This window comes from Pseudomonas sp. P1_F1_2 (assembly GCF_056405815.1).
This window is the reverse complement of record NZ_JBFUBK010000082.1, coordinates 15,663-29,329: the sequence shown is the minus strand read 5'-3', so window position 1 is coordinate 29,329 and position 13,667 is coordinate 15,663. Positions and strand designations below refer to the sequence as shown.

Annotated in this window: 12 protein-coding genes; 9 read left to right on the top strand and 3 right to left on the bottom strand. The window is 60.4% G+C overall.

The genetic code is table 11. From position 1 onward, the window contains the following. Positions 1–335: 335 nt before the first annotated feature. The 9 genes from AC1D2P_RS21845 (at position 336) to cmoB (ending at position 9,882) form a co-directional block, all read left to right on the top strand. Complete coding sequence (locus AC1D2P_RS21845) at positions 336–713, top strand: DUF6124 family protein (RefSeq protein ID WP_109784995.1); 378 nt, start codon at positions 336–338, stop codon at positions 711–713. Between the two features lie 203 nt (positions 714–916). Beyond that, complete coding sequence (locus AC1D2P_RS21840; RefSeq protein ID WP_109784994.1) at positions 917–2,143, top strand: hydroxymethylglutaryl-CoA reductase; 1,227 nt, start codon at positions 917–919, stop codon at positions 2,141–2,143. A gap of 3 nt (positions 2,144–2,146) precedes the next feature. Beyond that, complete coding sequence (locus tag AC1D2P_RS21835) at positions 2,147–3,214, top strand: mevalonate kinase family protein (protein ID WP_477757994.1); 1,068 nt, start codon at positions 2,147–2,149, stop codon at positions 3,212–3,214. Then, on the top strand, positions 3,211–4,209 hold the full coding sequence (gene mvaD, locus AC1D2P_RS21830; protein ID WP_052961847.1) for a diphosphomevalonate decarboxylase: 999 nt from the start codon (positions 3,211–3,213) through the stop codon (positions 4,207–4,209). Before AC1D2P_RS21835 ends, mvaD begins: the two co-directional genes overlap by 4 nt. Before the next feature lie 137 nt (positions 4,210–4,346). Then, a complete protein-coding gene (gene lon / locus AC1D2P_RS21825) occupies positions 4,347–6,764 on the top strand; it encodes an endopeptidase La (RefSeq protein ID WP_477757993.1) in 2,418 nt (805 codons plus the stop codon). A gap of 202 nt (positions 6,765–6,966) precedes the next feature. Then, positions 6,967–7,359 (top strand): protease inhibitor I42 family protein, encoded by a 393-nt coding sequence (locus AC1D2P_RS21820; protein ID WP_223524091.1) that lies wholly within the window; start codon positions 6,967–6,969, stop codon positions 7,357–7,359. 2 nt (positions 7,360–7,361) lie between these two features. Continuing rightward, positions 7,362–7,997, top strand: coding sequence for a lysoplasmalogenase (locus AC1D2P_RS21815; protein ID WP_223524088.1), 636 nt, complete (start codon positions 7,362–7,364; stop codon positions 7,995–7,997). Positions 7,998–8,149: 152 nt separating this feature from the next. Continuing rightward, positions 8,150–8,929, top strand: coding sequence for a carboxy-S-adenosyl-L-methionine synthase CmoA (gene cmoA / locus AC1D2P_RS21810; protein ID WP_177412216.1), 780 nt, complete (start codon positions 8,150–8,152; stop codon positions 8,927–8,929). Beyond that, positions 8,926–9,882 carry a tRNA 5-methoxyuridine(34)/uridine 5-oxyacetic acid(34) synthase CmoB gene (cmoB, locus tag AC1D2P_RS21805; RefSeq protein ID WP_477757992.1) on the top strand — a complete coding sequence of 319 codons (957 nt, stop codon included), beginning with the start codon at positions 8,926–8,928 and terminating at the stop codon, positions 9,880–9,882. Before cmoA ends, cmoB begins: the two co-directional genes overlap by 4 nt. Before the next feature lie 119 nt (positions 9,883–10,001). Here cmoB and tadA read toward each other — a convergent pair whose 3' ends face one another. The 3 genes from tadA to guaA form a co-directional block, all read right to left on the bottom strand. Next, positions 10,002–10,499, bottom strand: a complete 498-nt coding sequence (gene tadA, locus AC1D2P_RS21800) for a tRNA adenosine(34) deaminase TadA (protein ID WP_477757991.1) — start codon at positions 10,497–10,499, stop codon at positions 10,002–10,004. After that, entirely contained in the window at positions 10,499–11,875 is a 1,377-nt protein-coding gene (locus AC1D2P_RS21795; RefSeq protein WP_109784986.1) for a multicopper oxidase family protein, read from the bottom strand. The genes tadA and AC1D2P_RS21795 overlap by 1 nt, the downstream gene beginning before the upstream one ends. Before the next feature lie 212 nt (positions 11,876–12,087). Next, positions 12,088–13,665: a glutamine-hydrolyzing GMP synthase gene (gene guaA / locus AC1D2P_RS21790; RefSeq protein WP_477811589.1), complete on the bottom strand. Its 1,578-nt coding sequence runs from the start codon at positions 13,663–13,665 to the stop codon at positions 12,088–12,090. Positions 13,666–13,667: the final 2 nt, after the last annotated feature.

Here is a 13,667-nt window from a genome sequence, read left to right as displayed (position 1 = left end):
CCCGCTCCCACATTTGGGTTGTGGTTGGTCTGGAAATTCGGCGAACGTCCTACAGCGGTGGCTGCTCTGGCGGCGGTTTCCGACAAGCGCTGTCGGTTGTTGGGTCAGAAGCCGGGACGATAGGCTTTGGGCGTCGCTGCAAATTCAGCGACCGGGTTTGGTCGCCCAGGTTTAGAATGGCGCACTTTTCGTGCTTGCTTCATGGCGAGCTGTGCGTGGGAGGGCTTCGGCCCTGCCGGGTTCCATTCCCTGGTCGACCAACCTGCGTACGGTTTGCCACCCAACTGCTTGGTCGCAGTCGTGGCGAACTCCCTATCTTCGAATGGAGCTTCACCATGATCAAAGAAACACCAAATCCCCCCGAAACCGACGATGTTTCCCCCTACGAATCCATCGATTCCAAAAAACTCAATGAAGCCGCCGAACGCGCGCTGAATCACTACCTAAACCCCGCAGCCCTGAAATCACCGCCCACCCGCAAACCCAGCACCATGTTCATGCTTGCACCGGACCTCAAAGACGAAGACCTCTTGGCCCACACCTGTGAATCCCTGGCCCAGGCCAGCGTGATGGCCGGCGATTTTGCCGCCTACCTGGAAGGCCCGCATCGCAACACCGCCATGGCCATTCAGCAAATCGTCATGCTGGCCGAACTGGCGGCGAACCGAATGATGGACAACCTCGAACTCCCCAAACCCGCGCAACACCGTTGATCCCCAGTGGGAGCGGAGGTGCGACGCTCCCACATTTGGTCAATGTGGGCTAATTGCCTGTCCGGAACGCCTCGACGAGTGCCGTCCAATCGCCGATCGATATAAAAAACTGTCAACAATGACAGTACCTGCCTGGGTCAGTTCTGCAGATCATCAACAGGACGCGCACCACCTTGCGCACTCAATGACCCGCCGGGTGACTCATGTCCCACTCTCAATTCGACGCTCAATGGATAGAGGCCTTGGCCAAGGGTGAGGTCCGCCTGCATCAACTACCTGAAACCTTGTCGCGCAACCAAGCGTCCTTCATTCGGCGTGAGGCGTTGCAATTGATCACTGGGGCTTCACTCACCACCATCGGCAATTACACGTTTGATGCGCGCCCGGCAAAATGCGAGAACTTCATCGGGGCTATTCAGATACCGCTGGGCGTTGCCGGTCCCCTGTTGGTCAATGGGCAAGCGATTACCGCCCAGGAACCGGTCTTTGCGCCACTGGCGACCACCGAAGGTGCACTGATCGCCAGCGTGTCCCGAGGGTGCGCCGCGTTACGCGCCGCCGGAGGCGCGGTGGTGCGCGTCGACGATGTGGGCATCACCCGAGCGCCGGTGTTTCGCTCCAGCGGTATCGTACAGTCACAGGCTTTCGTAGCCTGGGTCCGAAACAACTACGACAAAATCAAACAGCTCTGCGAAGAGAACAGCCGTCACCTTGTATTGCAGGACATCGTGCCCGCATTGGTCGGCACCACGATCTACCTGCGTTTTCGCTTCCACAGTGCCGATGCCATGGGCATGAACATGGCAAGCATTGCCTGCGAGCGGGCCATAACCGAGCTGATCAGCCCCGCTACCGGCCTACCCTGCATCAGCATCTCAGGCAATTACTGCACCGATAAAAAACCGGCGATGGTTAACGTGCTCAACGGTCGGGGCAAACGCATTTTTGCCGAAGCCCATCTGAGCGCTGACATCCTGCACGACATCCTGAAAACCGATTCGGCTTCGTTGTGTGACGTCCAATACCGCAAAAACCTGTTGGGCTCAGCAATGGCGGGGGCAATGGGCAGTAATGCCCATCACGCCAATATTCTTTCGGCTGTCTTTATCGCCACCGGACAAGATGTCGCTCAAGTAGCAGAAAGTGCTTGCGGCATTACCTGCCTCGAAGCGCGCGAGCATGGCGCCCTCTACGCCTCGATCCTGTTGCCCGACACACCACTGGGGACTGTCGGCGGCGGCACCGGTTTGTGCACTCAACGCGAAGCACTGGCGTTGATGGGGATTGTCCCGGGCGCCAAAAAACCTGGAGTCGACACTTTGCGTTTGGCAGAAATAATCGGAGCGCTGGTGCTGGCGGGTGAGTTGTCCATCATGGCGGCGCAAGCAGCACATCATTTGGTAAAAGCTCATGTGCAATGGGGGCGTTGAGTCATGGCACCGGTTGCTGTGCAAGCACGCGCTCCCGCAAAGATTATTCTGATTGGCGAGCACGCGGCGTTGCAGGGTTGCCCGGTGTTCGCTACTACCTTGGGGCTGTATTGCACCGTGCAGGTGCGTGAGCGCGACGATGATCAGATTGAAATTCAGTTACCCGAGCTGCAAATCCATCGGCAATACAGCACGGGCGCCCTGCTCGATTACGTCCGGGAAGTGCGCCAACGCTGGGTATGCTTTCGAAACGATCCCCAGACACACACCTTTATCGGCGTCAGAGGAAACGACGTTGATCACTTGGTCAAATGTGCTGTGGGCGAAGTTCTGCTCAAACTGGCGCTAGAAGACATACGCGGCTGCACGCTACGAGTGCAATCGAGCATTCCGCTGGACGCAGGCTTCGGCAGTTCGGCAGCACTGGCGGTCAGCCTGTCAGCGGCGTTGTTGCGCCTCTTCAAGTTGTCGCCGCAACGGCATCCGCTGCAACCGCTAGCCATGCGCGTTGAACGTTACCAACATGGGCTGCCGTCAGGGATCGATCACAACACTTGCTTGCTGGGTGGCATGGTCGAACGACGCCGCGAAGCGGGAAACCGGTTCAAGATGATTTCGTGGCCCGAGAGCACGGTACATCTGCAATTGCACGGCATTGAGATCTACCACACCGGAGCCGCTCGCGAGAGTACCGGGCATGTCATCGCCGCCACCCGACACCAGCTCGAAGGCCGGGATAACCCACTATTGGCAAGCATGCACAGCTGTGCCGAACGCTTTCGCACGCTGTTGCAGTCCCGCAGTCCGGCACCTGACACACTCAAGGCGTTGGTACACGACTATGAAGCGGCCCTGGAATGTCTGGGCGTGGTGCCCAAAGCCGTTGTGCAAGTGATCCGCGCCATTGAAGCAGCCGGTGGTGCAGCAAAAATTTGCGGGGCTGGCGCCCTCTCCGGGGACCAGGCCGGAGCACTATTGGTGGTCGACGCGCCGGCGCTACCGGAACTGGCCCACTATCGCAGAATCGATGCCCCATTAGCGGTGGGCGGCCTGGAGGTCCAAGTGCAATGAATCGGATCAGCGTTTCTTCGCCCAGCAACATCGCGTTCATCAAGTATTGGGGCATGAGCGATGCGCGGCAGACGCTCCCCAACAATCCCTCAATCTCCATGACCCTGAGTCAGTGCCTCAGCTTCTGCACGTTGTCGCCCCGGACGAAGGGCGCTGCCGATGAAATCATGTGGAAAACCGCCAGCGGCCTATTGGTTGTGGCACAAACCTCACTGCGCCTTGGAATCGAACGCCATCTGCAACCCTTGCGCGAGTACTTCGATGACTGGACACCGTTGCGCATCGCCACGACCAACAACTTCCCGACGGGTGCGGGCATTGCCTCGTCAGCGTCGGGTTTCAGTGCCTTGGCAGTGGCATTCGCCCTGCGCTGCGGGCAATCACTCGACAGCCCCGATCTCGGCAGACTGGCGCGCCTGTCCGGCTCTGGCTCGGCGGCGCGCTCGGTGCTGGGCGGGTTTGTCCAATGGCCTGGCGATAGCCGGCAGCTCTGCGAGCCGGTCCAACTCGCTGCGGGGCAGCATTGGCCGCTGCATGACTTGATCGCCATCGTCGACGCCACACCTAAAACTGTCAGCTCCCGTCAAGGTCATCTTCTCGCCAACAGCAGCCCCTTTTACCCGACTCGACTGGACCTTCTGCCGGAACGCCTGGCGACTGTCCGCCAAGCGATTGTGAGCCGGGATTTCAACGCATTGGCCGCTGTTGTGGAGCGCGAAGCCGTGGAGTTGCACATGATTGCCATGACTTCACAGCCTCCGATTTTCTATTGGAAACCGGCAACCTTGCGGATTCTGGAGCGGGTGCGGCAACTGCGCGGTGAGGGTTTGGAGGTGTGTGCAACAGTGGACGCCGGGCCCAACGTGCATGTGATATGCACAGAGCAACATAAGTCGGCAGCATTTGCAGCGCTGCGCACAGTGCCAGGGATAGAACGATGGATTTTTGATCAAGCGGGCGATGGGCCCAGGCGGCTGGCGCGTCACCTGTTTTGAGCGAGCGGCACACTGCCTGCCGTTAAGATCCCTGAATCTGTCCCGCCCCTGAACACACATCTGGAAATATCCGGGGCCATTGAAACCACCCCCCACCTGCCCCATCTAACACCCATACCCCATTGCGCAGGTGCCCCATGAGCGACCAGCAAGAATTCCCCGAAGACCCAAGCGAGTACGACGAAGCCGAACAAATCGAACACCACACCACCGGCAAAGGCCTCGCCCTGCCCGGCCAAAACCTGCCGGACAAGGTCTACATCATCCCGATCCACAATCGCCCCTTCTTCCCGGCCCAAGTACTGCCGGTCATCGTCAACGAAGAACCGTGGGCTGAAACACTGGACCTGGTCAGCAAAGCCGATCACCACGCCCTGGCCCTGTTCTACATGGACGCCCCCCAGGAAGACCCGCGCCACTTCAACACCGACGCACTCCCCGAGTACGGCACACTGGTCAAGGTCCACCACGCCAGTCGCGAAAACGGCAAACTGCAATTCGTCGCCCAGGGCCTGACCCGGGTGCGCATCAAAACCTGGCTCAAACACCATCGCCCACCGTACCTGGTGGAAGTCGAGTACCCGCACCAACCCACCGAGCCGACCGATGAGGTCAAGGCCTACGGCATGGCGTTGATCAACGCGATCAAGGAACTGCTGCCGCTCAACCCGCTGTACAGCGAAGAGCTGAAAAACTACCTCAACCGCTTCAGCCCCAACGACCCCTCGCCCCTGACCGACTTCGCCGCCGCCCTGACTTCGGCTACTGGTAGCGAGCTGCAAGAAGTGCTCGACTGCGTACCGATGCTCAAGCGCATGGAAAAAGTCCTGCCGATGCTGCGCAAGGAAGTCGAAGTCGCGCGCTTGCAAAAAGAGATTTCCGCCGAAGTTAACCGCAAGATCGGCGAGCATCAGCGCGAATTCTTCCTCAAGGAACAGCTCAAAGTCATTCAGCAAGAGCTGGGCCTGACCAAGGATGACCGCAGCGCCGACATCGAGCAGTTCGAACAACGCCTGACCGGCAAAGTGCTCTCGGCGCAGGCGCAGAAACGCATCGAAGAGGAAATGAACAAGCTGTCGATCCTTGAGACCGGCTCGCCCGAGTACGCGGTCACCCGCAACTACCTCGACTGGGCCACCTCGGTGCCGTGGGGCGTGTACGGCGAGGACAAACTCGACCTCAAACACGCGCGCAAAGTGCTCGACAAACACCACGCAGGCCTCGACGACATCAAGGACCGCATTCTCGAATTCCTCGCCGTGGGTGCTTATAAAGGCGAGATCAGCGGCTCCATCGTGTTGCTGGTCGGCCCGCCCGGCGTGGGTAAAACCAGCGTCGGCAAGTCCATCGCCGAATCCCTTGGCCGGCCGTTCTATCGCTTCAGCCTCGGCGGCATGCGCGACGAAGCCGAGATCAAGGGCCACCGCCGCACCTACATCGGCGCCCAGCCGGGCAAACTCGTCCAGGCGTTGAAAGACGTCGAAGTGATGAACCCGGTGATCATGCTCGACGAAATCGACAAGATGGGCCAAAGCTACCAGGGCGACCCGGCCTCGGCGCTCCTGGAAACGCTGGACCCGGAACAGAACGTCGAATTCCTCGACCACTACCTGGACCTGCGTCTGGACCTGTCGAAAGTGCTGTTCGTGTGCACCGCCAACACCCTGGACTCGATCCCCGGCCCATTGCTCGACCGGATGGAAGTGATTCGCCTGTCGGGTTACATCACCGAAGAAAAAATCGCCATCGCCAAGCGTCACCTGTGGCCCAAACAATTGGAAAAGGCCGGCGTGTCCAAAGGCAGCCTGAGCATCAGCGACAGCGCCCTCAAAGCCTTGATCGACGGTTACGCCCGTGAAGCCGGGGTGCGTCAGTTGGAAAAACAACTGGGCAAACTGGTGCGCAAAGCCGTGGTGAAGTTGATCGAAGAACCGAAAGCGGTGATCAAAATCGCGCCGAAGGACCTTGAAGCCTCACTCGGTCATCCGGTGTTCCGCAACGAGCAAGTGCTGTCCGGCACCGGCGTTATTACCGGTCTGGCCTGGACCAGCATGGGCGGCGCGACCTTGCCGATCGAAGCGACCCGGATCCACACGCTGAACCGTGGCTTCAAACTCACCGGGCAACTGGGCGACGTGATGAAAGAGTCGGCGGAAATCGCCTACAGCTACGTCAGCTCCAACCTGAAGTCGTTTGGCGGAGATCCGAAATTCTTCGACGAGGCGTTCGTCCACTTGCACGTCCCGGAAGGCGCCACCCCGAAAGACGGCCCGAGCGCCGGCGTGACCATGGCCAGCGCCCTGCTCTCGCTCGCGCGGAACCAGCCGCCGAAAAAAGGCGTGGCCATGACCGGCGAGCTGACGTTGACCGGGCATGTACTGCCGATTGGCGGGGTGCGCGAGAAGGTGATTGCGGCGCGGCGGCAGAAGATTTTCGAGTTGATTCTGCCGGAGCCTAACCGTGGCAGTTTTGATGAACTGCCGGACTATCTGAAGGAAGGGATCACCGTGCATTTCGCCAAGCGCTTTGCGGATGTGGCGAAGATATTGTTCTGACCTCGTAACCTGATCGTTCCCACGCTCCGCGTGGGAATGCATCCTGTGACGCTCCGCGTCACGCTTGTGATGGGACGCGGAGCGTCCCGGGCGGCATTCCCACGCAGAGCGTGGGAACGATCATCTCCCGCCATGCTGTCACACTTTGTCTCATCTTCAGTTATGCTCGCCGTTCGTCGTGAATGCCGGAGCCGCTGACCTTATGTCCCCCACTCGCTTGTTTGTCCCCCTCGCCCTTTCCTTGCTGGCCGCCTGCGCCACGCAGCCGAAACAGAACGTGACCGTGGAAAAACAAAGCCAATGCCCGGTGAAACTCAACAGCGGGCAAAACCTGATCCTGACCCTGCCGAGCAACCCAACTACGGGTTATCGCTGGGCAATCCAGGATTCGGCCGGTGGTGTGCTGCATGCGCTCAGCCCCGAGGTGTACAGCAATCCGGAAGATGCCGGCATCGTCGGCAGCGCCGGTATTTCGACCTGGCGCTTTCAGGCCTTCGCCGCCGGCACCGGGCGTTTACGCCTGACATCGCAACAACCCTGGGCCCCGGAAGTGTTGCCGGTGGAAACCTTCGATTGCGCGATTTCGGTTAACTGATCATGGGCTGGCTGATTCTGGCGTTGATGGGCGCGGTGACCTTTCTATATGGCGTGAGTGTGCATGCCGCGTTGCTTTGCCTGCTGGTCAAACCGTTGCCGGTGCTGGCCCTGCTCGGCTGGCTGCACGACGCGCCGCCCAGCGACTATCGCCGCTGGATCAGCCTTGGCCTGATTTTCTCGCTGCTCGGCGACGTGTTGCTGGCGTGGCCGGGGGACTTGTTTGTGTTTGGCCTCGGCGCGTTTCTGGTCGCGCATCTGGCGTACTTGAAAGCCTACTTGAGCGATTGTCGCCGGTTGGCGTTGCTGCCCTTGATCATCGCGCTGGCCGTGGGTGCGGTGCTGCTGGGGATTCTGATTTCCCACGGTTTGGGCCCGTTGCTGGTCCCGGTAATTGTCTATGGCCTGGCCATCAGCGCAATGCTCTGGCGAGCCCTGGCCCGACTGGGCTCCGATGTGCCGAAACGCTCGGCGCTGCTGGCGGCGGCAGGCGCGCTGGCGTTTGTGTTCTCCGACAGCGTGATTGGCATCAGCCGCTTTGTCGCACCGTTCGATGCGGCGCCTTACGTGATCATCCTCAGCTACTGGCTGGGGCAATGGGGGATTACGGCGTCGGCGTTCACCCAGAAACCGCGTTGAGTCCATCGCGGGCAAGCCCGCTCCCACAGGGATAGCGCTGTACTTGTGGGAGCGGGCTTGCCCGCGAAAGCGATCTCCCTATAAACACAAGATCCAGATCYGCCCAGCGGTTTATCAGACAACCCGCGCATCCCCCCGTCAATTTGGCTAAAATGCCGGCCTTTTCCACCCATGCCGCTGGAACCGCCGTGAGCAAAGAATCCGATCGCCTTTTCGCCCAGCCTTTGGCCCAGGTACCCGACTTCGCCTTTAACGAGGACGTGGTGCGGGTGTTCCCGGACATGATCAAGCGCTCGGTGCCGGGTTATCCGACCATCGTTGAAAACCTCGGCGTGCTCGCCGCGCAATTCGCCCAGCCCAACAGCGTGCTCTACGACCTCGGCTCGTCGCTGGGCGCCGTGACCCAGGCCTTGCGCCGTCATGTGCGCACCGACGGTTGCCGCGTCATCGCTGTGGATAACTCCGCCGCCATGGTCGAGCGTTGCCGCGAATACCTCAACGCCCAGGACTCGATGTTCCAGGAGTTGTTGCCGGTGGAAGTGATTGAAGGCGACATCCTCGCCCTCGACTTCCAGCCCGCCTCGGTAGTGGCGCTGAACTTCACCCTGCAATTCATCGCTCCGGAGCAGCGCACCGCGTTGCTCTCGCGCATTCGCCAGTCGTTACTGCCGGGCGGCGCACTGATCCTGTCGGAGAAGCTGCGCTTCAATGACCCGCAAGAACACGCGCTGCTGACCGACCTGCACGTCGCCTTCAAGCGCGCCAACGGTTACAGCGAACTGGAAATTGCCCAGAAGCGCAGCGCCATCGAAAACGTCATGAAGCCTGACAGCCTCGAAGAACACCGCGAGCGCCTGCTGGCCGCCGGGTTCTCGAAAGTCATGCCGTGGTTCCAGTGTCTTAACTTTGCCTCGTTGATTGCCTTGCCATGATTGATCTGTCCCCCCTCGCCCGCCGTCTGGCCGGCACACCGCTTGCTGAATGGGCCAACACCCTGCAAGCACAACTCGACAAGAAAATGGAAAAGGGGCACGGCGACCTGGAGCGCTGGCAAAGTGCGCTGGACGCACTGCCGAAGATCCAGCCGAGGGTCGTCGACTTGCTCAATGGCCTGATGCTGGACACTGAGTGCGACGATGCAACACGCGCGCAGATGCGTACCGCGCTGATGGGGTTGTCGCCGTGGCGCAAAGGGCCGTTTGATTTGTTTGGCGTGCACGTCGACACCGAATGGCGTTCGGACTGGAAGTGGTCGCGGGTTGCGCCGCATCTGGATTTGAAGGGCAAGCGCATTCTCGATGTCGGGTGCGGCAACGGTTATTACATGTGGCGCATGCTCGGTGCCGGTGCCGACAGCGTGATCGGTGTCGATCCCAACTGGCTGTTCTTCTGCCAGTTCCAGGCCGTGCAGCGTTACCTGTCCGAGCCGAATGCCTGGCACCTGCCGTTTCCGTTCGAAGACTTGCCGCCGGAGCTGGAAGGCTTCGACACGGTGTTTTCGATGGGTGTGTTCTACCATCGTCGCTCGCCGATCGAGCATTTGCTGGCGCTGAAAGATTGCCTGGTCAAGGGCGGTGAACTGGTGCTGGAAACGCTGGTGATCGAAGGCGATCAGCAGCAGGTGCTGGTACCGGAAGACCGCTACGCGCAGATGCGTAACGTTTGGTTCCTGCCCTCGGTGCCGGCGCTGGAGTTGTGGTTGCGCCGTGCCGGGTTTACGGATGTGCGTTGTGTGGACGTGAGCGTGACCACGGTCGAGGAACAGCGCGGGACGGAGTGGATGAAGTATCAGTCGCTGAGTGATTTCCTGGACCCGGACGATCACAGCAAGACGATCGAAGGGCTGCCGGCGCCGATGCGTGCGGTCATCGTCGCCCGTAAATAACGCATAACCCGTAGGAGCCGAGCTTGCTCGCGATAGCGGTCTGACATTCAACATCATTGTTGACTGTACAGCCGCCATCGCGAGCAAGCTCGGCTCCTACAGCTTCAGGGTTTACGTGTTTAGTCTGCTGGTTTCGCGCGGCGGGCCTTGAAGAACTCGCTCAATACAGCCCCGCATTCTTCCGCCAACACCCCGCCTTCATACAACACCCGGTGATTCAAAAAGCCCTGGGTAAAGAACTGCCCCTGGCTCTGCACAATCCCCGCCTTGGGTTCCAGGGCGCCATACACCACCCGCGCAATCCGCGAATGCACGATCAGCCCGGCGCACATGCTGCACGGCTCAAGGGTCACGTACAGCGTGCTGCCCGGCAGGCGATAGTTGTTCACCGCTTGCGCAGCGGCGCGGATCGCGACCATTTCAGCATGGGCACTCGGGTCGCTGGCACTGATCGGGCAATTGAAGCCGCGACCGATGACTTCACCGTCCTGCACCAGCACCGCGCCCACCGGCACTTCGCCAAGCGCGGCACCTTGGGCCGCCAGGGCCAGCGCTTCGCGCATAAAGTCGCGATCTCGGCTGCGGTCGATGATGGCTGCGGGACGAATCTGACGCATCACGCCACCTCGATGGCGGCCATCAGGCCGGTTTCCATGTGATCAATCACATGGCAGTGGAACATCCAGATGCCGGGGTTATCCGCCACCAACGCCACTTGCGCACGCTCGTTCTTGCCCAACAGATACGTGTCGGTGAAATACGGAATGACCTTGTGCCGGTTCGAGGCGATGACTTTGAAACTCATGCCGTGCAAGTGAACCGGGTGTTGGTACTGGGTCATGTTCTTGAATTCGAAAATGTAGCTCTTGCCCTTTTCAAGCTTGGCAATCGGGCGGTCGGCACAGGTTTTGTCGGTGATGTCCCAGGCCTTGCCGTTGATCTGCCACAGGCTCGGCGGTTTGCCGTTGTCGACGTTCACCGACACCGAACCGACCCATTCGAAATTGAAGTTGAGTTTCTCGGCATTGGCCAGGTCCGGTTCGGCAATCGGGTTGGCGGGCAACGCAGGCGGCCATTGGGTCGGCGCGTCGGTGTTGGCCACCGAACGGAACGTACCCAAACGTACCGGGCCGTTGCGCAGGGCCAGTTCTTCACCAGCGGCCGGCGCCTTGATTGCCAGGCAAATACGCATTCCCGGGCCAAGCCAGTACTCCTTGCCCAACGGGCGGGGCTCGATCGGGTTGCCGTCCAGTGCGTAAATCTGCGCTTCGACGCCAGGAATGTTCAGGCGATAGGTCAGCGTGTTGTCGAGGTTCAGCAGGCGCACTCGGGTGATCTGCCCGGCCGGCAAGTCGATCACTGCTTGCGAGACGCCATTGATGGTCGACAAGCGCCCCGCCGTGCCGCCACGCGCCGCTTCACGAGGGATGCTGAAGGCGACGAACGCGCCCTCTTCATCGACGTGCCAGCTCTTTAGGCTGAGGGTTTTTTCATACTTGAAACCGGTGGGTTCGCGCTCTTCGATAATCAGCGGACCGACCAGCCCGCGGCCGAGTTCTTCGCTGCTGTTCACATGCGGGTGATACCAGTAGCTGCCGGCGTCCGGCACACGGAACTTGTAGTCGAAATACTCACCCGGCAACACCGGCAGTTGCGAGACGTAAGGTACGCCGTCCATCTCCAGCGGCAGGCGGATGCCGTGCCAGTGAATAGTGGTCGCGACGGGCAGGTGGTTGATAAACCGCACCCGCAACCAGTCGCCCTGTCGGGCACGCAATTCAGTGCCCGGTGCCGACGGTCCAAATGCCCAGGCCTCGGTCTTGTGCCCCGGCACCAGCTCAACGTCCAGCGGTGCGGCGATCAGCTCATAGTCGTGGCCCGCGTCAGCATCGGCCATCTTGCCCAGCCAGTAACGCGACGCGCCCCCGGCTCCGACACCAACGACAACAAGACCGGCCAGGCCACCGAGGATTTGGCGACGGGTAAACGACATGAACTCAACTACCTCACATGAAAAGCGGCAGGCCCAAGGCCCGCAAAAGGCGAATACGATACACCCGCAGTTGTGAAAGAAACAGCAAAGCGCCCGTGACGACGGGACGCAGGCTCGCCAAACGACAAAGCGGCCCCATGAAAAAAGCCGTGTGAACTCACGCTCACACGGCTTTTTTATCCAGCGATCAAACCTTCAAGGTTTGTGCAGGATCACTCCCACTCAATCGTCGCCGGCGGCTTACTCGACACGTCGTAAGTGACGCGGGAGATGCCTTCGATTTCGTTGATGATCCGGCCGCTGACGGTTTCCAGCAGTTCGTAAGGCAGGTGCGCCCAACGTGCGGTCATGAAGTCGATGGTTTCCACGGCACGCAGGGCAACGACCCAGGCGTAACGACGGCCATCGCCAACCACGCCAACCGATTTCACAGGCTGGAACACCACGAACGCCTGGCTGACCTTGTGGTACCAGTCGGCTTTGCGCAGTTCTTCGATGAAGATGTGGTCGGCGCGACGCAGCAGGTCGGCGTATTCCTTCTTCACTTCACCGAGGATCCRCACACCCAGGCCCGGGCCCGGGAACGGGTGACGGTAGACCATGTCGTACGGCAGGCCGAGTTCCAGGCCCAGGCGACGGACTTCGTCCTTGAACAGCTCACGCAGCGGTTCAACCAGCTTGAGGTTCATCTCTTCCGGCAAGCCACCCACGTTGTGGTGCGACTTGATGACGTGTGCCTTGCCGCTTTTGGCGCCAGCCGACTCGATCACGTCCGGGTAGATAGTTCCTTGTGCGAGGTACTTGATGTTATCCAGTTTGTTGGACTGGGCATCGAATACATCGATGAAGGTACGGCCGATGATCTTGCGCTTCTTCTCCGGGTCGGACTCGCCGGCCAGGTTGTTCAGGAACTGATCTTCAGCGTTGGCGCGAATCACTTTGACGCCCATGTTCTCGGCGAACATGGCCATCACTTGCTCGCCTTCGTGCAGACGCAACAGGCCGTTGTCGACGAAGACGCAGGTCAGTTGGTCGCCAATGGCTTTGTGCAGCAACGCGGCAACAACCGAAGAGTCCACACCGCCGGACAGGCCGAGCAGTACGTTGTCGGTACCGACCTGGGCACGCACCTGAGCGATGGCGTCTTCAGCGATTTTCGACGGCGTCCACAGGGCTTCACAGCCGCAGATGTCGAGGATGAAGCGCGACAGGATGCGACCGCCCTGTTTGGTGTGGGTCACTTCCGGGTGGAACTGCACGCCGTAGTAACCGCGCGTGTCGCTGAACATACCGGCGATCGGGCAGCTCGGGGTGCTGGCCAGGATGTGGAAGTCTTCCGGCATCTTGGTGACCTTGTCACCGTGGCTCATCCAGACGTCGAGGCCGAACAGGCCGTCAGCGTCGATGTGGTCTTCGATGCCGTCGAGCAGGCGGCTCTTGCCGACCACGTCGACACGGGCATAACCGAACTCACGCAGCTCGGAACCTTCAACCTTGCCACCAAGCTGTTCAGCCATGGTCTGCATGCCGTAGCAGATACCGAAGACCGGTACGCCCAGGTCCCAGACGGCTTGTGGTGCGCGGGGGCTGTCGGCAACGTGTACAGACTCTGGGCCGCCGGCGAGGATGATCCCTTTTGGCGCGAATTCGCGGATCGCTTCGTCGTCCATGTCGAACGGATGCAGTTCGCAGTACACGCCGATTTCACGCACGCGGCGGGCAATCAGCTGGGTGTACTGGGAACCGAAGTCGAGGATCAGGATGCGGTGAGCGTGAATGTCGAGGGCCATGA

What these genes read in the sequence shown, in the direction of transcription:
- AC1D2P_RS21835 (WP_477757994.1), top strand. Translation starts at nt 2,147, where the DNA reads ATGGCACCGGTTGCTGTGCAAGCACGCGCTCCCGCAAAGATTATTCTG.
- AC1D2P_RS21840 (WP_109784994.1), top strand. Translation starts at nt 917, where the DNA reads ATGTCCCACTCTCAATTCGACGCTCAATGGATAGAGGCCTTGGCCAAG.
- AC1D2P_RS21845 (WP_109784995.1), top strand. Translation starts at nt 336, where the DNA reads ATGATCAAAGAAACACCAAATCCCCCCGAAACCGACGATGTTTCCCCC.
- AC1D2P_RS21795 (WP_109784986.1), bottom strand. Translation starts at nt 11,875, where the DNA reads ATGTCGTTTACCCGTCGCCAAATCCTCGGTGGCCTGGCCGGTCTTGTT.
- AC1D2P_RS21815 (WP_223524088.1), top strand. Translation starts at nt 7,362, where the DNA reads ATGGGCTGGCTGATTCTGGCGTTGATGGGCGCGGTGACCTTTCTATAT.
- lon (WP_477757993.1), top strand. Translation starts at nt 4,347, where the DNA reads ATGAGCGACCAGCAAGAATTCCCCGAAGACCCAAGCGAGTACGACGAA.
- AC1D2P_RS21820 (WP_223524091.1), top strand. Translation starts at nt 6,967, where the DNA reads ATGTCCCCCACTCGCTTGTTTGTCCCCCTCGCCCTTTCCTTGCTGGCC.
- cmoA (WP_177412216.1), top strand. Translation starts at nt 8,150, where the DNA reads ATGCCGGCCTTTTCCACCCATGCCGCTGGAACCGCCGTGAGCAAAGAA.
- tadA (WP_477757991.1), bottom strand. Translation starts at nt 10,499, where the DNA reads ATGCGTCAGATTCGTCCCGCAGCCATCATCGACCGCAGCCGAGATCGC.
- cmoB (WP_477757992.1), top strand. Translation starts at nt 8,926, where the DNA reads ATGATTGATCTGTCCCCCCTCGCCCGCCGTCTGGCCGGCACACCGCTT.
- mvaD (WP_052961847.1), top strand. Translation starts at nt 3,211, where the DNA reads ATGAATCGGATCAGCGTTTCTTCGCCCAGCAACATCGCGTTCATCAAG.